Genomic DNA, 18,290 nt, shown 5'->3' with positions numbered 1-18,290 from the left:
CCTCACTCCTGGGGAGCGAGGCCGGCGACCGATCAGCCGCGGACGGTGGCGACGAGGTGGTCGACGACCTCGTCGACCGGGATGTCGGCGCGCTCGCCCGTACGGCGGTCCTTGACCTCGACGGTGCCGTCCACGAGACCCTTGCCCACCACTGCGATCGTGGGGACACCGATCAGCTCGGCGTCCTTGAACTTCACCCCCGGCGACACCTTCTCGCGGTCGTCGTACATGACCGACAGGCCGCGGGACTCCAGCTCGGCGGCGATCTCGGCCGCCTTCGTGAACACCTCGGAATCCTTGCCGGTGGCAACGAGGTGGACGTCGGCGGGAGCGATCTCGCGGGGCCAGACCAGACCGAGCTCGTCGTGGTTCCCCTCGGCGATCGCCGCCACCGCGCGGGTGACGCCGACGCCGTACGACCCCATCGTCACGGTGACGAGCTTGCCGTTCTGGTCCAGCACCTTCAGGTCGAGTGCCTCGGCGTACTTCCGACCGAGCTGGAAGATGTGGCCCATCTCGATCCCGCGCGCCGACTCCAGCGGACCCGAACCGTCGGGCGCCGGGTCACCGTCGCGCACCTCGGCGGCCTGGATCGTGCCGTCGGCGGTGAAGTCGCGGCCGTGCACCAGGTCCATCACGTGGAAGCCGGGCTTGTCCGCACCCGTCACCCACGCCGATCCCTCGGCGATCCGGGGGTCGAGCAGGTACCGGATGCCGGAGGTGTTCTCCGCACCGAGCACGCCAGGACCGATGTAGCCCTTCGCCAGCGAGGGGTGCTTCTCGAAGTCCGACTCGTCGAAGGCGACCACCTCGGCGGGCTCGAGCTGCGCGCCGAGCCGCTTCTCGTCGATCGCGCGGTCGCCGGGCACGCCGATGGCCAGCGGCTCACGGGAACCGTCGGGGTGCACCAGCATGACGAGCACGTTCTTGAGCGTGTCCGCGGCGGTCCAGGCCCGGCCGTCGCCGCGGGCGTGCTTCGCGTTCATCGCGTCGACGAGCGTGTCGATCGTGGGCGTGTCCGGAGTGTCGACCACCTCGGCCGCCGGCACGGCCGACGCGTCCACGGCCTCGGCCTGCGGGACCACGACCGCCTCGACGTTGGCGGCGTACCCACCCGGCGAGCGGACGAAGGTGTCCTCACCGTTCTCCGCGATCGCGAGGAACTCCTCCGACCGCGACCCGCCCATCGCGCCCGACATCGCCTTGACGATCACGTAGTCGAACCCGAGCCGGTCGAAGATGTTGATGTACGCCTTGCGGTGCAGCTCGTACGACGCCGCGAGACCGTCGTCGTCGATGTCGAAGGAGTAAGAGTCCTTCATCACGAACTCGCGCCCGCGCAGCACACCGGCTCGCGGCCGCGACTCGTCGCGGTACTTGTTCTGGATCTGGTAGATCGACAGCGGCAGATCCTTGTACGACGAGTAGAGCTCCTTCACGACCAGCGTGAACATCTCCTCGTGCGTCGGCCCGAGCAGCATGTCGGCGCCCTTGCGGTCCTTCAGCCGGAAGATGTTCGGCCCGTACTCGGTCCAGCGGCCGGTCGCCTCGTAGGGCTCGCGGGGCAGCAGCGCGGGGAACACCAGCTCCTGGGCGCCGATCGCGTCCATCTCCTCGCGGACGATCCGCTCGACGTTGCGCAGCACTCGCAGACCCAGCGGCAGCCAGGTGTAGATGCCGGGCGCGGTCCGCCGGATGTACCCGGCGCGGACGAGCAGCTTGTGGCTCGGGACCTCCGCGTCCGCCGGGTCCTCGCGAAGGGTGCGGAGGAACATCGACGACATACGCAGAATCACGGGAGTCTCCAAAAGCACGACGAAGGGACGAATGGAACAGCGGACCTCACAGAGGATATCCGCCCCGGGGCAGTGCTCTCACCACGTTATCCACAGGTACGGCGAACGGCGGCGATCACCTGGGCCACCCGGCGCCCGGGTGATCGCCCGCGCGAGCTCCTTCGATCACATCTCCGGGTCGTCCATGAACTTGCGGACGTCCTGCGCACAGCGGCAGGCGACCGCGATCTTGGCGGCCCACTTCAGGGCCTCCTCCCGGGTGGGTACGTCGACGATGGTCAGGCCGCCGACGAGCTCCTTGCTCTCCGGGTACGGGCCGTCGGTGACGATCCCGTCGACGGCCACCTCGGCGTGCTCCACGTCGCCGTCGTCGTAGCTCAGCCCGCCGCCGAAGACGAACACGCCGGCGTCCCTGATCTCCCGGATCACCGCATGAGAGTCCTTGCCCACCTGGGGAAAGTCCTCGTCGGGGATGTGGTCCATCGCACCGCGTTCGAACGAGATCAAGTACCGCGCCATCTCATCACTCCTAGTCCCGGCGACCTTCCTCCGGCCGCCTCTCACCCGTGCAACGAACGACCCACTCCGGATCCGACAGGCTATCGGCAGAAACTCTCCGGGACCCCGGCTCAGCCGTCCTCGCGGGCCGCCTTCAGCGCCCATCTGATCAGCGGGAGCTGCAGCGGCAGCCGGGCCCAGCCGACCGCCTTGGCCGGCAGGGACCCCTTCCGCTGCAGGTCAGCTGCCATCTGCACGTTCGCGGGGAAGATCGCCACCAGCAGGCCCGCGCTCGCCAGGCCGGCGACCCGCCGCGTCCGCGGGTGCAACAGCCCGGCCGCGCAGGCCAGCTCGGCCACTCCGGACGCGTAGACCAGTTCCTTCTTCCGCGGCAGCGCCCTGGGCACGATCTGCTCGAACGGCTCGGGTTTCACGAAGTGCAACGTCCCGAGCACGCCGAACAGCAACGCCAGGCCGGTGGTGGTCCTGCTCCGAGACGCCATGCCGCGGAGCCTACCCGACGGTAATCGGCAGCTTGCCGTACGGCGTCGCAGCGGCCTGGGCGGCGTACACCAAGGCGGGTTTCAGCGTCGGCCAGAACATCGACGCCATGCACGAGTACGCCGGCAGGAACCCACCGCACGACCCGCCGTCCGGCCCGATCTCGAACGTGTACGACGGGACGCCGCGGGTGCCGTACAACCAGTCGTCCGTCGCCCCCGGCGCGAAGTACCCGACCCCGCCGTCACCGGTCGACACCGGATAGCCGGTGAGCGCGCCCATCTTTTTGCCCAAGGCAACCAAAGCCGCCTTGTCCGGCGCATCGGTGTTGGTGTAGCCCCACGGCGCCAGGATGTCGTTGCCGAAGCTGTGCAGGGTGAGGAAGACACCCGTCGTACTCGCGGCGGCCGGGTCGTCGATGTCGCCTTTGGTGTCGGCGAAGAGTTTGTCCAGCAGACCCTGGATCGCCACCGTCTCCGGCTCTGACAGCGCCTTGGCACCCGGGTACGTCTCGTCGCACGGCCCGCCCTCGTTGACGTTCCACTGGAACGACGAGTTGCGGTTCAGGTCGACCCCGGCATCCGACGCGGGACAGCCGCCGGCGCTGTCGTTGACGTTCTTGCGCTGCAGGACCGGCCGGTCCGGGTTCGACGCGACCACGTCGACACCGTCCGGATTCGCCATCGGCACGACCCACAGCTCACGGGTGTCCATCAACTCGGTGATCTCAGGGTCGTTGCCGTACGACGACACCAGCAGGTCGATCCACTGGTACGCGGTCTCGCCGGTGACCAGTTCGCGCGCGTGGATCTGCGTGTGCAGCACGAACTTCGGCTTCTCCCCGGTGCTGCCGAGCGCGCAGTCGCCGGCAGCCAACTTCGTGAGGCACAGGGCCTGGATGTCGTGCCCGCCCTGTCCCTGAGTCTTCAGCCACGAGTCGCCGATGTCGTACAGCTTCACCAGGTCCGGATGGGCCGCGGCGACGGAAGCGTTGTGCTGCTCGTGTCCGGCGGCCGTGTGGTACCCGCCGTAGTACGTCGCTCCCCCGGGCTCGGACCGCGGTACCGGGTGATACACGTCGCCGGTCTTCCCCAGTACGACGCCCCGTGCGCGCAGGTGCTCGGCCTCGGCCGGAGTCGCGACGACGGTCGGCCGGGTGCCGTGCGTGACGTCGTACCCGTCCTTGATCAGGTCGGCGACCGTCAGGCCGGCGGGCAGGCGCATCGAGTAGTACGAGAGATCCGGTGGAGCGGCGGCAGAGACGCTGGTCAGCGAGACCAGGACCAGGGCAAAGCTGCACAGGGCAACGACAAGCCTTCGCATGCTGGGGAATTCCTTCCGCTGGGCGGGGCGGCGTAGAGACTCAGCCAACCCCACCCGCGGTCACCGCGGTATCACGGAGAGCACGCAGTATCAGAACAAGATCGTCGCGAACGTCTCGATCGTCCGGAAGCCGACCCGCTCGTACGCGGCCCGGGCCGGCGCGTTGAACGCGTTGACGTACAGCGTCACCACCGGCGCGATCTGTCGCGCCAGCTCGACCACCGCGGCCATCCCCGGCGCGGCCAGTCCGCGACCACGGAACTCCGGATCGACCCACACCCCCTGGATCTGGCACACCCCGGTCCCGACCGATCCGACCTCCGCCTTGAACACGACCCGGCCGTCCTCGATCCGCGCGAACGCCCGACCGGCCCGGATCAGCTCCGCCACCCGGGACCGGTAGAACGTCCCGTCCGGCCCGGTCTGCGGCGGTACGCCGACCTCCTCGGTGTACATGGCCACACAGGCCGGGTAGAGGATCGGCAACTCGACCGGTTCGACCGCGCGGACCAGCGGATCCGGGGCGATCAGCGGCGGGTCCTCGATGACCATGAACGGCTGGTTGTCGCGCACCTCGCGGGCCGGACCCCAGTGCGGCTCGAGCGCTGTCCACAGCTGCTCGACCTCGCGGGCCGGTCCGAGGATCTGGAAGCAGTTCCGGCCGCGACGCAACGCGTACGCCGCGAACGCGCGCAGGGCCGCGTCGTCCGCGCCCACCGGCACCATGTTGCCGCCCGCATGGCACAGTGCCTCGAGGCCGCCCTTCTCGACGTATCCCCAGACCTCGGCACCGCGCCGTGGGTCGAGTCCGGACGCCTGCACCAGGCTGTCGACGAACACGTTGATCACCGGGTCGCGGGCGATGACAGCGCGCGCCGCCGCGAGGTCACGAGGACCGAGAACCCGTACGCCCACGCGCAGAACTTAGCGGATGATCCCCGGATCAGCATGCAACGGGGGCGTCGGCGGGCCGGGCTGGACCGGTTCAGGCCACCGCCGCTTCGTGCCCGGCCGCGATCCGGCGCAACGGCGACGTCCAGGCCACGACCACCGCGACGAAGATGAAGCATCCCATCACCACCATGCCGGTCCGGATGCCGTAGTGGTTGCCGAGTACACCTCCGGCCACCGATCCGAACGTCCAGCCCACACCCCACGACAGCATCCGGGCGGCCGTGTTCACCCGGCCCAGCAAGTGCTCCGGCGTGACCTGCTGGCGGTAGGAGATGGTGTTCACGATGACCAGCACGTACGCCGATCCCCAGACGAGCAGCGCGATCGCGGCCGACTCCCAGCCCGGTGCCAGCGGCGTGATGATCCCGAGGAGGGCCGAGACCGGCAGTGCGTAGAGCGTGATCGCGGCCGGCGACATCCGCTTCAGCAGCCGAGGCAGTCCGACGGCTGCGATCAGTCCGCCGATCCCCCACGTCCCCCACACGAGTCCGAAGCGCAGTCCCGACGTACCGACGTGCAGAACTCGGTCGCACCACACGACCATCAGTGCCATGAACCCACCACCGGCGAAGGACTGCAGGCTGCCGACGATCGTCATGGTCCGCACTCCGGCATGCCCGACCAGGTAGCGCAGCCCTTCGGCGATGTCGGCGAGGACCACCCGCGTCCGCAGCGGCTGCTGTCCGTCCCGCCGCTCGGACATCGCCCGCATGATCCCGCGGACCGCGAGAGCCGACCCGACGAAGCTCAGTGCGTCGAGGGTGAGCAGGCTGGCCGGATTCAGCACCGCCAGCGAAAGACCGGCCAGCGGTGGGACGAACAACTCGATCAGGCTGGACGCCGTCCAGACCACCGAGTTCGCCTGCGCTACCCGGGCTCGGCCGACCAGGACCGGCAGGGCACCGAAGTTCGCGCCGTCGAAGAACGTGTAGACGCTCTGCACCAGGAACGCGACCACCAGCACGTGCGCCACGGTCAGCAGGTCGAGCAGATGCGCGACCGGGACCGAGCCGACCAGCACCGCGTTCACCAGGTCGGAGTTCACCATCACCCGGCGCCGGTTCCACCGGTCGGCCAGCGCGCCGGCGAACAGACCTGTCAGCAGGTACGGCGCTGCTTCGAGCGCGGACACCAGTGCGGTGAGGACGGTCGAACCGCTCAATCGGTAGACCAGCACCGGCAAGGTGATCGCGGTCACCATCGACCCCGTGATGGACAGGGCACGGGCGAGCCAGTACCGCCGGAAGTCCGGATCGTCGCGGAGCCGGTCGGGCATCGTCGTCGTCATGCGGGGCACTCTGCAACTTCAAGCCGTCTGGAGGTCAAGGCTCATCCACATCAGTTCGACGCCGAGATCGCGGTCCGGCGTCTTCTGTGCCTCGCCGAACCCGTTGGCCCGGTAGAAGCCGATCGCCTGCTCGTTGCCGACCAGGACGTCCAGCAGGAGTTGCGTCGTACCCTCCGGCAAGGCCTTGACCGCCGCGTCGAGGAGCGCCTTGCCGACGCCCTTGCGCTGGTGGTCCGGCAGGACGTAGAGCTTCCACATCACCCAGAAGTCGCCCTCACGGCCGAGGCCGACGATCCCGACCAACTGCTCGCCTTCGGCCGCGACCAGGGTGATGCCATTGCGGATGCCGCGCTCGACCGCCTCCGGCGACCACCACTGCGCGAGTCCGTCGGTGATGAACTCGTCCGACACCAGGCCGCCGTACGCGACCGGCCAGGTGATCAGCCCGATCCGTCGGATCGCCTCGACGTCACCGACCTCGGCCCGGCGGACCGTGATCATCCGTGCACCACCATCGGCTGTCCGTCCGGATCCATGACCTCGAGCGTGTCGCCGGTCCGGGTCGCCTGATAGCCGGCGTCCGTCAGTCGCTGCAGGACCGCGGCCAGGTCCTCGCTCGTCGACAGATCCATCCGGACGCCGTCCTTCTCCCCTGGGCCGAAGTACACGTGCTGCCGCGTCCCGAGGAGGTCGAGGATCTGCGTCCAGCCCGCCTGGTCCGTGCCGGCCAGGTACGGCGTGACGCTCCAGCGCTCGTCCGGCGGTGTCTCGTCGAGCCGGTAGCCGTACAGGTCCTCGCTGCGCTCGTCGACCAACAACTTCGTCCCGTTCGGGGCGATCGCCGACAGCACCCGCCCGTACGCCTCGTCCCAGATCGACACGTCGGCGTACCCGGAACCTTCCAGCGTCGCCTTCAGCGCGTCGACGTCCTCGGCCTCGAAGACCAGGTCCGTCTGCCCCGGCCGGCCACCGGTCGAACTGGTAGCGGCGTCGTGCAGCGCGATCATCCCGTGCCCCGCGAGCATCACCGCCCACCCTCCCCGCTCGGACTCGATCCGGGCCGTCAGTCCCACAGTCTCCAGGAACGCCCGCATCGCGTCCACGTCGTTCGTGAACCGCAGCGGCCGGATCACCACGCCAGTCATCCCCGCGCCTCCCCATGCTTGTCCAGGTACTCCGCCAGCGCCTGCTCCACCAGCGCGGACAGGCTCGCCGCCTCGTCGATCGCCTTGTGCTTCACCCGGCGGACCAACTCGGGCGGCAGATACACGTTGAACTGCACCTTCTTGCCGCCGTCATCACTCATGGCTATATTGCTAGCATCCTAGACAGCTACCAGTCAACAGGGACTCCGACGATGAAAGCCGGGTAAGTGGTGGGTTGGGGTTTGCGGGTGCTGGGTTGGGGTGGCGGACAGGTGGTGGCTGGCGGGTTATGTGCCGGCTGGCGGGTTGTTACGGGTCAGCGGTGAAACAACCCGCCATCGGGCGGAGCTGCCAGCTCTACACAGCGGCCAGGAGGGCGTCGTCGAGTTCCTTGTTGAGTTTGGCTCGGGGACGCGCGCCGACGACGGACCAGATGACCTCGCCGCGGTGAAACAGCATCAGCGTGGGCAACGCCATCACGCGGTAGCGGGCGGAGATCTCCGGGTTCTCGTCGGAGTTCAGCTTCACTACGGTGAGTTGGTCCGCGCGCTCGGCGGCGACCTGGGCGAGCAGCGGGGCGATCTGGTGGCAGGGCGGGCACCACTGCGCCCAGAAGTCCACCAGCACCGGCTTGTCCGAGCGCAGCACCACGTCGTCGAAGGTTTCCTCGTCGACCGCTTGCAGGTCAGTCATAGTTGCTTCATCCTCCAGTTCTCGGCATCGGACAGGAGGTCGGTGAGCCGGGCCCGCAGATCGGTGAGTTCGGTGATCCGCTGGTCCACTTCGGCGATCCGGGCCCGGTACGCCGTCAGGGACGCCGGGCAGACGTCCGCCCGCTCGTTGCCGGCCCGCAGGCACTCGATGAACGGGTACGTCTGCTCCGCGGTCAGCCCGAGACTCAGCAACGCCTTCACCTCGCGCACCACGACCACGTCCTCCGGCTCGTACGTCCGGTACCCGTTGGCCTCGCGCCGGGGTTTGAGCAGTCCCTGCGACTCGTAGTACCGCACCGCCTTGACCGTCACTCCGGCCTCGGCCGCCAGATCGCTGATCCGCATCCCGCCTCCTTCACTCCGACGCTAAACCTTGCCCCTGGGGTCAAGGTCAAGCCAGAATAGCCCGCAGGCTGTTCGCCGGTGTCAGTGGCCGCGGAACGCCTCCTCCAGCCACCACGACGGGTGGTCCGCGACGACCTTCGCGTCCACCAGCAGCGGCGCCGACCGTGGTCCGTCCAACCAGTCCCTGACCGCGGAGAGGTCGCCGACAGTACGCACGGTCGCGGCCTCGAAGCCGTAGCCCCGGGCGATCGCGGCGATGTCGGTCGGCGGGAACGTCACGGTGTCCAACGGGTGCCCGCCGGGACCGAAGTGGTGCACCTCGGCGCCGTACGCGTCGTCGTTGTACACGACCACCAGCATCGGCAGGCCGAGCCGGCGTACGGTGTCGAGCTCGGCGGCGCTCATCAGCGCACCGCCGTCACCGAGTACGGCGACGGGCAGGCGGTCCGGCTGCGCCAGCGCGGCGCCGATCGCGGTGGCAAGCCCCAGCCCGACCGACTGGAACGCCTGGGTGAAGCAGAGTCCGTTCTCGTCCGGCACCGACAGGCAGACGCTCGGGTAGCCCATGAAGTTGCCGGAGTCGACGGCGATCACGCGTTCGGCCGGGAGGAGGTCGTCGAGCACGATGCTCAACGTCCGTGGGTCGATTCGCGCCGCCGTACTCTCGTCGTCGAATGCGACGTCTCGCCAGCTCACGCTCCCGAGCTCCGTCGCGCGATAGCCCACTCGCTGCTCGCCGAACGCGTCGAGCACCGTAGTGGCAGTGAGCTCGACGTCACCAGTGACGCCCAGCTGGATCTCGCGATGGACGCCGAGCGCGGACGCGTCGTCGTCGACCTGCACCACGGTCGCGTCGGGTCCGATCAGCTGACCGTGCCGCATCGTCCACATATTCAGCGCGCAGCCCCAACCCACGACGAGGTCGGCGCCACGGATCAGCTCAGCCGTCCGTGGCGAGGCGAAGCCTCCCGAGATCCCGAGCGACCAGGGGTTGCCGCGGAACAGCCCGTGCGCGACGGCCGAGGTCGCGAGGAGCGCGCCACACCGATCCGCCAACAGTTCAAGGGCCTGCCGACGTCCACGGGACCCGCGTCCCGCGACGAACACCGGGCGCTCCGCACGCCGCAGCAGATCGGTCAGGGCGTCGACCTCGGCGGCGTCCGGCACCACCGCGTCCCGCGAGGGCGGTGGCGACACAGCCGCCGGTGCCGCGGCGGGAATCTCCAACGCCTGCACGGGAAGCGGTACGTTCAGCAGCACTGTCCGGCGTTCGCGAACGGCGGTCGCCACTGCCTCCAGCGCCTCCGCCACCGCGGTCTCCGCCGAGGTGACCCGCACCGGCACCGCACCCACCGAACGGGCGAGCGCCTCCTGGTCGACGTAGAAGTTCGACCGCGGCTCAGTGACCTCCGCCGCCACGACGACCATCGGCGTCCGGCTCTTCGCCGCCTCGGCGATCCCGGTCATCGCGTTCGTCAGGCCGCAGCCCTGATGAACCGAGAGCGCGGCGACCGTCCCGCTCATCCGCGCGTACGCGTCGGCCATCGTGGCCGCGCCGCCCTCGTGCCGCGCGGCGACGAACCGCGCGCCGCCGGCCACCATCGCGTTCGTGAGGTGGAAGTTGCCCGACCCGATCACGCCGAACACCTGGCGGACGCCGGCGGCCGCCAACGTCCGGCCGACGGCGACCGCGACGTTCATCGGGATTCGACCAGCGCGAGCACCCGGGCGGGAGCGCCGGAGCCGCTGACGATCGGCAACGGTCCGGCGATGACGACGGCGCCGGTCGGCGGCAGCTTGGCGAGGTTCTGCAACTGCGTCAACCCGTACTTGTCACTGCCCATCAGGTACGAGTGACACGGGAACGGCGGGTCGAACGAGTGCGCCCTCCCGGCGTCGGTACCGACCGTCTCGACACCGAGGCCGAGTACGGGCGACTCCTGCGCCACCCACCGCGCGCACTCCGGCGACAGGCCCGGTGTGTGCGGCCCGTTCTCGTCGGCGTTGAGGAACGCCTCCTGCGAGTGCGACCGCGCCGCCCACCCCGTGCGCACGAACAACCAGCCACCAGCGGGCAGAGGTACGTTCTCCGCCTCCCAGGCCTTGACGTGGTCGACCTCGACGAGGAAATCGGGGTCCTTCTCCACCTCGGCGCTGAAGTCGAGCACGACCGCCGGCGCGATCAGCTTGCGGGCCGGGACCGAGGCCACGTCGGCGAGGTCCTTGCCCGTGACCCAGTGGTTCGGCGCGTCGAAGTGGGTGCCGGTGTGCTCGCCGCTGGTGAAGTTGTTCCAGTACCACGCCGGCCCGCGGTCGTCGTATCTGCTGATCTCCTCGAGCGCGAACGGCGCCGTCTGCCCGAACTCCGGCGGCAGCTGGATGACCGGCGTCGACGCGGACAGCGGCGACGTCAGGTCCATCACCTCGACCGACCCATCGGCGAGTGCTGCGACGAGTACCGACAGGGGCGACGAGCCGGTCATGCGGACCTCCAGGGGAGCGGCGTACGAGACCCCCCGACGCTAGGGCGACGACCGTCACCGCGTCCAGGATTTCGCGCGACGTCATGGGTCAGGCAGCATAGGCCGCATGCTGCTGGCGGCCTTTCGTTCGCCCGAACTCGCGCCTGGCGGACGGCTGGTCGAGCGGACCGCGGTCCGAGGTGTGCTCTTCCGCGGGCGGGAGTTGCTACTACTCGCCTCGCGCCACGGCGACTACAAGTTCCCCGGCGGCGGGGTGGAACCGGGTGAGTCGTTCGCCGACGCCCTGCAGCGCGAGTTCCACGAGGAGTGCGGGTACGTCGATGTTGCTGTCGGCACCGAACTCGGCACGACCAGGGAGGAGGTGCCGGCGATCGAGGCGGCGTACGACGTCTTCGGGATGACGTCGCACTACTTCTCCTGCACGGGTGGGGCGGCTCGTGATGGGCAGCAGTTGGAGGGGTACGAGGCCGACTTGGAGCTCACGCCGCGATGGGTCACGGTGGACGAGGCACTCGCGGCCAATCGGGCCGTGCTCGCCAGTGGGGTCGGCGTGATGCGGTGGCTGGTGCGGGAGATCGCCGTACTGGAGTGGCTCAGCGCACGTAGTCGCTGACCCACTCCCCCAGGACCTTCGCGCTCGCATCCACGAGCGCCGGCCAGTCGAGCGCCGCCTCGTCGGCCGAGTCCGACACATGCTTCACGACCCGCACTGGTACGCCGTACTCCCGGCAGGCGTAGACGACGCCGTACGCCTCCATGTCGACCAGGTGCGCCCGCTCCGCGAGCCGCGCCCGTACGACAGGATCCGTCACGAACACGTCCCCGGACGCCAGCACCGTCCCGTCGCCGCCCTCGACATGCAACTCGTCCTGGGGATCCAGTCCGATCGCCCGGATCGCCTCCGCATTCACATCGTGGTTGATCACCGTGCTCGGCAAATACAACCCCGACATCCCATCTCTGAGCGCTCCGGTGGTGCCAACATTCAGCACCACCAACTCAGAGGTGTCCCGCCCCGCCAGCATCCGCGAGGTAGCCACAGCCGCCGCAGTCTTTCCCACCCCGGTCACCACCACCTGCACCCCGGCGGGCACATACCGAGCCTCCCCCGCCACAGCACTCACCACGACGAACTCGGTCACCTCAAAGCGATCCCTTCGCCACAACCCACTCCACCGACTGCCCGGTGATCTTCGCGATCTTGGTGTTGTCAGCCTGCGGTGACGGTGGGGGCGCCGGGCTCGACCGGGTCGCCCATCTCCTCGGCGATGCGCATGGCCTCTTCGATCAGGGTCTCGACGATGGCGGCTTCGGGGACGGTCTTGATGACCTCGCCCTTGACGAAGATCTGGCCCTTGCCGTTGCCGGAGGCGACGCCGAGGTCGGCCTCGCGGGCCTCGCCGGGACCGTTCACGACGCAGCCCATGACCGCGACGCGGAGCGGGACCTCCATCCCCTCCAGGCCGGCGGTGACCTGCTCGGCCAGCGTGTAGACGTCCACCTGGGCGCGGCCGCAGGACGGGCAGGAGACGATCTCGAGCTTGCGCTCGCGCAGGTTCAGCGACTGCAGGATCTGCAGGCCGACCTTGACCTCCTCGACCGGCGGCGCGGACAGCGAGACCCGGATCGTGTCCCCGATGCCCTTGGACAGCAGCGCACCGAACGCGACCGACGACTTGATCGTGCCCTGGAACGCCGGGCCGGCCTCGGTCACGCCGAGGTGCAGCGGCCAGTCGCCCCGCTCGGCGAGCAGTTCGTACGCCCGGACCATGATGACCGGGTCGTTGTGCTTGACCGAGATCTTGAAGTCGTGGAAATCGTGCTCCTCGAACAGCGACGCCTCCCAGACCGCGGACTCGACCAGCGCCTCCGGAGTGGCCTTGCCGTACTTCTCCAGCAACCGCTTGTCCAGGGAGCCCGCGTTCACGCCGATCCGCAGCGACGTGCCGTGGTCCTTGGCGGCGGCCGCGATCTCCTTCACCTGGTCGTCGAACTTGCGGATGTTGCCCGGGTTCACCCGGACCGCCGCACAGCCCGCCTCGATCGCGGCGAACACGTACCCCGGCTGGAAGTGGATGTCGGCGATGACCGGGATCTGCGAGTGCTGGGCGATCTCCGCCAGCGCGTCGGCGTCCTCCTGCCGCGGGCAGGCGACCCGGACGATGTCGCAGCCGGCCGCGGTCAGCTCGGCGATCTGCTGCAGCGTCTTGTTCACGTCGTTGGTCGGGGTCGTCGTCATCGACTGCACCGACACCGGCGCGTCACCGCCGACCAGCACCTTGCCCACCTTGATCTGGCGGGTCTTGCGGCGCGGGGCCAGGGTCGGCGGCGGCAGCGCGGGCATGCCCAGGTTGATGCTCATGTGTCCTTAACCGTTGGGTGAGGGTCAGCCGTTGAAGAGACGGATCGGGTTGACGATGTCGGCGATGACGAGCAGGACGCCCATCACCACGATCACACTGGCCGCGACGTACGCGATCGGGAGCAGCTTGGCCACGTCGACGTACCCGGGGTCGGGCCGGCCGAACAGCTTGGCGAAGCCGCGCCGGATGCCCTCCCAGATCGCGCCGATCATGTGTCCGCCGTCCAGCGGCAGCAGCGGGATGAAGTTGAACAAGGCAAGGAACAGGTTCAGCGAGGCGAGCAGCGAGATCAGGAACGCGATCCGCGAGCCGGCCGTCAGCGACTGGTTGGACGCGATCTCGCCGGCCACCCGGCTGGCGCCGACGACGCTCATCGGGCTGTTCTCGTCGCGCTCGCCGCCGCCGATCGCCTTGGCCACGCCGACCAGCTTCTGCGGGAAGTTCCCGATCGCCTTCACCGTCGCCACGGTCAGCTCGCCCATCTTGCTGACCACGAACCCGAAGTCCTGCCGCTCGGTCTTCATCTCCGGCGAGACGCCGAGGAACCCGACCGAGACGATCTTGTCCGAGCCCGCCTCGTCGGGCACCTGGTTGATGATCGTGTGGGTCTGCAGCGTGGTCCGCTGACCGTTGCGCTCGACAACGATGGTGGCGGGCTTGTCGGTGTTGGCGCGGATCAGCGGGGTCAGCTGGTCCCAGCTGGAGATCGCGGTGCCGTTGAACGCGACGATCTTGTCGCCGACCTGGAACCCGGCCTCCTTGGCCGGCGACACCTTGTCGGTGTCGACGCACTTGCGGTCGGTCGATGCCTGCGAGGCCGGGATCACACAGTCGGTGACCGTGGCCACGGTCGTCTGCGCGACGTTGGCGCCGTACAGCATGAACAGGCCGCCGAACAGCACGAACGCGATCACGACGTTGACCAGCGGCCCGGACGCCATCACGATCAGCTTCTTCCACCACACCTTCTGGTAGAACAGCCGGCCGTTGTCCTCGGGCGCGATCGTCTCGTAGTCCGCGGTCCGGGCGTTCTCGACCATCGACTGGATCGGGCCGGTGTTGGCCTTGCGCACCTTGGTCGGGTCGTCGCCCTTGGCGGGCGGCATCATGCCGATGATCCGGACGAACCCGCCGGCCGGGATCAGCTTCAGGCCGTACTCGGTCTCGCCGCGCTTGGTGGACCACACGGTCCGGCCGAAGCCGACGAAGAACTGCGACACCTTCATCCCGAAGGCCTTGGCGGGCAGCATGTGGCCCATTTCGTGCAGTGCGACCGAGATCAGGATGCCGGCCGCGAACAGCACGATGCCGAGGAGAGTGAGAAGCGCGGTCATGCCTTGGTGGTCTCCTGTACGCCGGTGAGTTCACGGGCCCGGGCGCGGGCCCAGCCGTCCGCGGCCAGTACGTCGTCGATGGACAATTCCTCATACGAGGGTACGTCGTGTTCGGTCACTACCCGGGCCACGGTGTCGACGATCGCCAGGAACGGCAGCCGGCCGTCCCGGAACGCCTGGACACAGACCTCGTTCGCCGCGTTCAGCACGGCCGGGGCGGTGCCGCCGCGAGTCCCCGCCTCCCGGGCCAGCTGGACCGCCGGGAAGGCCTCGTCGTCGAGCGGCTCGAACTCCCAACTGCTCGCCGTGGTCCAGTCACAGGCCGGCGCAACGTCCGGAATCCGGTCGGGCCAGCCGAGCGCGAGAGCGATCGGCAACCGCATGTCGGGCGGCGACGCCTGGACCATGGTCGCGCCGTCCACGAACTCCACCATCGAGTGCACGATCGACTGCGGGTGCACGACCACCTCGATCCGGCTCATCGGCAGCCCGTACAGCAGGTGCGCCTCGATCACTTCGAGGCCCTTGTTCACGAGATTGGCCGAGTTGATCGTGATCACCGGACCCATGTCCCAGGTCGGGTGGTTCATCGCCTGCTCCGGGGTGACGTCGGCCATCTCGGCCCGCGACCGGCCCCGGAACGGACCGCCGCTCGCTGTCACCACCAAACGACGTACCTCGTCGGCCGTTCCCCCGCGCAGGCACTGCGCGATCGCGCTGTGCTCGGAGTCGACCGGCACGATCTGCCCCGGCTTGACCCGGCGGGTGACCAGCGGGCCGCCGATCACCAGTGACTCCTTGTTGGCCAGTGCGAGCGTCGTCCCCGCGTCGAGCGCCGTCAGCGTCGGCTGCAGTCCGACCGAGCCGGTGATGCCGTTGAGGACCACGTCACACGGCATCGCCGCGAGCTCGCTGGACGCGTCCGGGCCGGTGATGATCTTCGGGATCCGGAACTCACCCTGTGCGTACCCCTGGCGCTGTGCCTCGGCGTAGAACGCGAGCTGCAGATCCTGGGTGACCGTCGCCTTCGCCACCGCGACCACGTCGACCCCGAACTCCAGCGCCTGCGCGGCGAGCAGACCGACGTTGCTCCCGCCCGCCGAGAGCGCGAGCACCCGGAATCGCTCGCGGTTGCGCCCGATCAGCTCGAGCGCCTGGGTCCCCACAGAGCCGGTGGAGCCGAGGATGACAACGGATCGCGGATTCACCCGGCCATTGTCCCAGGTGAACACACAAGGTGACGAGGTGGTGGTTCTAGGAGACGTACAGGTGGAGGGGGAAGTCGCCGAGGCGGATCTCGTCGCCGTCGCCTACCTGGATGCTGCGGACCGGTACGCCGTTGACGGTGGTGCCGTTGGTCGAGCCGAGGTCGCGCAGTTCGAAGGTGACCTGGTCGATCCGGAGCAGCTCGGCGTGGTGCCGGCTCACCTGCGGGTGGTCCAGGATCAGGTCGCAGTCCGGCGACCGGCCGATCAGCACCAGGTCGAGGATCGGCATCGCGTCCCCGTCCGGACCCACCAGCACCGGCTGCCGTGGTGCCGCCAGCGCCGCCTCGATCTCCGCCATCCCCTCGGTGTGAATCGCCAGCGACAGGAGCAGGTCGTCACCACTCGCCAGGTGCAGGTTGTGCTGAGCGCCGTACCCGAGCAGCAGGTCCTCGGACTCGTCGATGACGACAGCGGACACGTGGTAGTACCCCGGAGGCAGCCGCGCGTACGTCGCTGCGCCGAGCGACGTGGTCAACACCACAGCGTCGAACTCCGGGTGACTGACATCGGTGATGGTGACGAGCACCGGATCGTTCGCCGTGAGGTGTGCCTGCGCACCACCGTCGCCAGGCGTGAACTCGACAGTCAACTGCGGCGCCGGCTCGGCCTGCTCCAACCCGGCCAACCGGTCCACCGCCGGCACCGTGCCGGCCGGGATGAACAACGGCTCGTACTGGCCGTGCGCCCTGATCAGCACGTCCAGCTGCGGCTGGACGGACCGGTCGCTCCCGGACGCACGTGCCTTGCCGCGCGCCTCGAGGAACGCAGCCACCATGCCTTTGCCGAAGGTGAAGTTCACCTCACCCACCACGGCCCTCACGAACCCACTGATCGGCTCCATCCGCACACCCCCAGCAACTCAGTATCGCGGAACCACCACTCCGGTACGCCGGTGTCCGGTGTGCCGCGGGTGGCATATCTTTGGGGCTTGTGTCCTCTGCCGCCACTCGCCATACGAAGACAGTGCTGATCATCGAGAACGATCCGGGCAGTGGTCCGGGCCGGTTGCTCGACTGGCTCGAGGGACGGGGGTTCTCACCCGTCGTCGTCCGTGCCTGGGACGGCGAGCCGATTCCCGCGGGGATCGACGGGCATGCCGCGCTGATCCTGCTCGGCGGCGGAATGCTGCCCGACGCCGACGATGCCAAGCCGTGGCTGAAGGCCGAGCGGGAGTTGCTGCGGACCACCACCGAGCAGGACCGTGCGCCGGTCCTCGGCATCTGCCTGGGCGCTCAGCTGATCGCGCACACCTTCGGCGGTGAGGTCCGCGGCAAGTACGGACTGCCCGAGAAGGGTGTCACCGAACTGAAGCTGCTGCCCGGCGCCGCGGACGACCCGCTGCTCACCGGTCTGCCGTCGACCGTCCGTGCGATCGAGAGCCATCAGGATCAGATCACCCGGCTCCCGGCCGACGCCGTGCTGCTGATGTCCAGCGAGCGCTGCCCGAACCAGATGCTCCGCATCGGCCGCAGCTGGGGCGTGCAGTTCCACCCGGAGGTCGCCGCCGAGCGGGTACGGCGCTGGAACCCGGAAACCCTGCGCTCGTGGGGATTCGTGCCCGAGGAGGTCGTCGCCGGCGCCGAGCGGCACGAGGCCGAGCTGGACCGGACCTGGTCGACGGTCTTCGGCCGGTTCCTGGATCTTGCCGACTGACGTCCGGAGGGACCGGTAGCGGCGCTACCTTTGGGGGCATGAGTCTGGAGCAGCCGTCGCCCGGGCAACGGGCGTCCGACAACGATCGTGAGCGCGCCGCCGCCGTTGTCCAGGAAGCACACACCGACGGCCGGCTGGACTTCCAGGAGTTGGACGAGCGGCTGACCCAGGTCTACTCCGCCAAGACCCAACTGGAGTTGCGCAACGCGACGGCCGATCTCGTGCCGGTCGCCCACGGCAGCGCCGCCGAGCTCACGCTCCGGGCGAAGCACAGCGCACAGAAGCGTGAGGGCGCGTGGACCGTGCCGGAGCGGATGACGGCGATCGCGGAGCACTCCTCGGTGAAGCTCGACTTCACCGATGCGGTGGTGCACTGGAGCGTGATCCACGTCGACGCGCACGCCAAGCACAGCTCGGTCGTGATGGTGATTCCGGAAGGCTGGAGTGTCGACATCGACCAGGTCGACATGGTGCACAGCAGCGCGAAGAACAAGGCCGGTCCACCGAGGTCCGGCGGCGTACGCCTGCACGTGACCGGCCAGGCCCGCCACGGCAGCATCGTCATCCGCCACCCCCGCAAACGCCACTGGTGGTGGCCCTGGTACCGGAAGTGATGCACGCCTCCT

Annotated in this window: 21 protein-coding genes; 3 read left to right on the top strand and 18 right to left on the bottom strand. The window is 69.0% G+C overall.

Annotated features, from left to right (window positions below):
* Positions 1–32: 32 nt before the first annotated feature.
* The 13 genes from ACGFH6_RS15565 to ACGFH6_RS15505 all read right to left on the bottom strand — a co-directional run bounded on the left by ACGFH6_RS15565 (position 33) and on the right by ACGFH6_RS15505 (position 11,046).
* Positions 33–1,796, bottom strand: coding sequence for a proline--tRNA ligase (locus ACGFH6_RS15565; protein ID WP_393384129.1), 1,764 nt, complete (start codon positions 1,794–1,796; stop codon positions 33–35).
* 165 nt (positions 1,797–1,961) lie between these two features.
* Positions 1,962–2,315, bottom strand: coding sequence for a YciI family protein (locus ACGFH6_RS15560; protein WP_393384126.1), 354 nt, complete (start codon positions 2,313–2,315; stop codon positions 1,962–1,964).
* 110 nt (positions 2,316–2,425) lie between these two features.
* The gene (locus ACGFH6_RS15555; protein ID WP_393384124.1) at positions 2,426–2,797 is read right to left on the bottom strand and encodes a DoxX family protein; all 372 of its coding nucleotides are present in this window, start codon (positions 2,795–2,797) and stop codon (positions 2,426–2,428) included.
* Positions 2,798–2,807: 10 nt separating this feature from the next.
* Positions 2,808–4,118, bottom strand: a complete 1,311-nt coding sequence (locus tag ACGFH6_RS15550; protein WP_393384122.1) for a M14 family zinc carboxypeptidase — start codon at positions 4,116–4,118, stop codon at positions 2,808–2,810.
* Between the two features lie 90 nt (positions 4,119–4,208).
* Complete coding sequence (locus tag ACGFH6_RS15545; RefSeq protein WP_393384120.1) at positions 4,209–5,033, bottom strand: GNAT family N-acetyltransferase; 825 nt, start codon at positions 5,031–5,033, stop codon at positions 4,209–4,211.
* 70 nt (positions 5,034–5,103) lie between these two features.
* Positions 5,104–6,360, bottom strand: coding sequence for an MFS transporter (locus ACGFH6_RS15540; RefSeq protein ID WP_393384118.1), 1,257 nt, complete (start codon positions 6,358–6,360; stop codon positions 5,104–5,106).
* A gap of 18 nt (positions 6,361–6,378) precedes the next feature.
* Positions 6,379–6,861 carry a GNAT family N-acetyltransferase gene (locus tag ACGFH6_RS15535; RefSeq protein WP_393384116.1) on the bottom strand — a complete coding sequence of 161 codons (483 nt, stop codon included), beginning with the start codon at positions 6,859–6,861 and terminating at the stop codon, positions 6,379–6,381.
* Complete coding sequence (locus tag ACGFH6_RS15530; RefSeq protein ID WP_393384114.1) at positions 6,858–7,505, bottom strand: VOC family protein; 648 nt, start codon at positions 7,503–7,505, stop codon at positions 6,858–6,860. Before ACGFH6_RS15530 ends, ACGFH6_RS15535 begins: the two co-directional genes overlap by 4 nt.
* Positions 7,502–7,666: a CopG family transcriptional regulator gene (locus tag ACGFH6_RS15525; RefSeq protein ID WP_393384112.1), complete on the bottom strand. Its 165-nt coding sequence runs from the start codon at positions 7,664–7,666 to the stop codon at positions 7,502–7,504. The genes ACGFH6_RS15530 and ACGFH6_RS15525 overlap by 4 nt, the downstream gene beginning before the upstream one ends.
* 196 nt (positions 7,667–7,862) lie before the next feature.
* Positions 7,863–8,198: a thioredoxin gene (trxA, locus tag ACGFH6_RS15520; RefSeq protein WP_393384110.1), complete on the bottom strand. Its 336-nt coding sequence runs from the start codon at positions 8,196–8,198 to the stop codon at positions 7,863–7,865.
* Positions 8,195–8,563 carry a MerR family transcriptional regulator gene (locus ACGFH6_RS15515; protein WP_393384108.1) on the bottom strand — a complete coding sequence of 123 codons (369 nt, stop codon included), beginning with the start codon at positions 8,561–8,563 and terminating at the stop codon, positions 8,195–8,197. The genes trxA and ACGFH6_RS15515 overlap by 4 nt, the downstream gene beginning before the upstream one ends.
* A gap of 81 nt (positions 8,564–8,644) precedes the next feature.
* Complete coding sequence (locus tag ACGFH6_RS15510) at positions 8,645–10,264, bottom strand: thiamine pyrophosphate-binding protein (RefSeq protein ID WP_393384106.1); 1,620 nt, start codon at positions 10,262–10,264, stop codon at positions 8,645–8,647.
* Positions 10,261–11,046 carry a cyclase family protein gene (locus ACGFH6_RS15505; RefSeq protein ID WP_393384104.1) on the bottom strand — a complete coding sequence of 262 codons (786 nt, stop codon included), beginning with the start codon at positions 11,044–11,046 and terminating at the stop codon, positions 10,261–10,263. The genes ACGFH6_RS15510 and ACGFH6_RS15505 overlap by 4 nt, the downstream gene beginning before the upstream one ends.
* A 106-nt stretch (positions 11,047–11,152) precedes the next feature.
* On the opposite strand from ACGFH6_RS15505, the gene ACGFH6_RS15500 reads away from it, so the two are divergent.
* Positions 11,153–11,659, top strand: a complete 507-nt coding sequence (locus ACGFH6_RS15500; protein WP_393384102.1) for an NUDIX domain-containing protein — start codon at positions 11,153–11,155, stop codon at positions 11,657–11,659.
* On the opposite strand, the gene ACGFH6_RS15495 is transcribed toward ACGFH6_RS15500, so the two are convergent.
* From ACGFH6_RS15495 to ACGFH6_RS15475, 5 genes are all read right to left on the bottom strand, one after another.
* Complete coding sequence (locus tag ACGFH6_RS15495; protein WP_393384101.1) at positions 11,640–12,188, bottom strand: nucleosidase; 549 nt, start codon at positions 12,186–12,188, stop codon at positions 11,640–11,642. The two genes, ACGFH6_RS15500 and ACGFH6_RS15495, sit on opposite strands and share 20 nt — an antisense overlap.
* Before the next feature lie 68 nt (positions 12,189–12,256).
* Positions 12,257–13,408, bottom strand: coding sequence for a flavodoxin-dependent (E)-4-hydroxy-3-methylbut-2-enyl-diphosphate synthase (ispG, locus tag ACGFH6_RS15490; RefSeq protein ID WP_393384099.1), 1,152 nt, complete (start codon positions 13,406–13,408; stop codon positions 12,257–12,259).
* Between the two features lie 24 nt (positions 13,409–13,432).
* Positions 13,433–14,743, bottom strand: a complete 1,311-nt coding sequence (locus ACGFH6_RS15485) for a M50 family metallopeptidase (protein ID WP_393384097.1) — start codon at positions 14,741–14,743, stop codon at positions 13,433–13,435.
* Entirely contained in the window at positions 14,740–15,951 is a 1,212-nt protein-coding gene (gene dxr / locus ACGFH6_RS15480) for a 1-deoxy-D-xylulose-5-phosphate reductoisomerase (protein WP_393384095.1), read from the bottom strand. Before dxr ends, ACGFH6_RS15485 begins: the two co-directional genes overlap by 4 nt.
* A 46-nt stretch (positions 15,952–15,997) precedes the next feature.
* Positions 15,998–16,852 (bottom strand): FHA domain-containing protein, encoded by an 855-nt coding sequence (locus tag ACGFH6_RS15475; protein ID WP_393384093.1) that lies wholly within the window; start codon positions 16,850–16,852, stop codon positions 15,998–16,000.
* Positions 16,853–16,974: 122 nt separating this feature from the next.
* On the opposite strand from ACGFH6_RS15475, the gene ACGFH6_RS15470 reads away from it, so the two are divergent.
* Positions 16,975–17,664, top strand: coding sequence for a type 1 glutamine amidotransferase (locus ACGFH6_RS15470; RefSeq protein WP_393384091.1), 690 nt, complete (start codon positions 16,975–16,977; stop codon positions 17,662–17,664).
* Between the two features lie 38 nt (positions 17,665–17,702).
* On the top strand, positions 17,703–18,278 hold the full coding sequence (locus ACGFH6_RS15465) for a DUF1707 domain-containing protein (protein WP_393384089.1): 576 nt from the start codon (positions 17,703–17,705) through the stop codon (positions 18,276–18,278).
* Positions 18,279–18,290: the final 12 nt, after the last annotated feature.

It is taken from the genome of Kribbella sp. NPDC049227, from assembly GCF_043197265.1.
In the GTDB taxonomy this organism is placed as follows: domain Bacteria; phylum Actinomycetota; class Actinomycetes; order Propionibacteriales; family Kribbellaceae; genus Kribbella.
Note: the sequence above shows the minus strand (reverse complement) of the source record. Positions and strands in the feature narration are given on the sequence as shown.

Coding starts and splice junctions, on each gene's coding strand:
- ACGFH6_RS15505 (WP_393384104.1), bottom strand. CDS start 11,046: ATGACCGGCTCGTCGCCCCTGTCGGTACTCGTCGCAGCACTCGCCGAT.
- ACGFH6_RS15535 (WP_393384116.1), bottom strand. CDS start 6,861: ATGATCACGGTCCGCCGGGCCGAGGTCGGTGACGTCGAGGCGATCCGA.
- ACGFH6_RS15555 (WP_393384124.1), bottom strand. CDS start 2,797: ATGGCGTCTCGGAGCAGGACCACCACCGGCCTGGCGTTGCTGTTCGGC.
- ACGFH6_RS15475 (WP_393384093.1), bottom strand. CDS start 16,852: ATGGAGCCGATCAGTGGGTTCGTGAGGGCCGTGGTGGGTGAGGTGAAC.
- ACGFH6_RS15465 (WP_393384089.1), top strand. CDS start 17,703: ATGAGTCTGGAGCAGCCGTCGCCCGGGCAACGGGCGTCCGACAACGAT.
- ACGFH6_RS15540 (WP_393384118.1), bottom strand. CDS start 6,360: ATGACGACGACGATGCCCGACCGGCTCCGCGACGATCCGGACTTCCGG.
- ispG (WP_393384099.1), bottom strand. CDS start 13,408: ATGAGCATCAACCTGGGCATGCCCGCGCTGCCGCCGCCGACCCTGGCC.
- ACGFH6_RS15525 (WP_393384112.1), bottom strand. CDS start 7,666: ATGAGTGATGACGGCGGCAAGAAGGTGCAGTTCAACGTGTATCTGCCG.
- ACGFH6_RS15500 (WP_393384102.1), top strand. CDS start 11,153: ATGCTGCTGGCGGCCTTTCGTTCGCCCGAACTCGCGCCTGGCGGACGG.
- ACGFH6_RS15510 (WP_393384106.1), bottom strand. CDS start 10,264: ATGAACGTCGCGGTCGCCGTCGGCCGGACGTTGGCGGCCGCCGGCGTC.
- ACGFH6_RS15530 (WP_393384114.1), bottom strand. CDS start 7,505: ATGACTGGCGTGGTGATCCGGCCGCTGCGGTTCACGAACGACGTGGAC.
- ACGFH6_RS15550 (WP_393384122.1), bottom strand. CDS start 4,118: ATGCGAAGGCTTGTCGTTGCCCTGTGCAGCTTTGCCCTGGTCCTGGTC.
- ACGFH6_RS15485 (WP_393384097.1), bottom strand. CDS start 14,743: ATGACCGCGCTTCTCACTCTCCTCGGCATCGTGCTGTTCGCGGCCGGC.
- trxA (WP_393384110.1), bottom strand. CDS start 8,198: ATGACTGACCTGCAAGCGGTCGACGAGGAAACCTTCGACGACGTGGTG.
- ACGFH6_RS15515 (WP_393384108.1), bottom strand. CDS start 8,563: ATGCGGATCAGCGATCTGGCGGCCGAGGCCGGAGTGACGGTCAAGGCG.
- ACGFH6_RS15560 (WP_393384126.1), bottom strand. CDS start 2,315: ATGGCGCGGTACTTGATCTCGTTCGAACGCGGTGCGATGGACCACATC.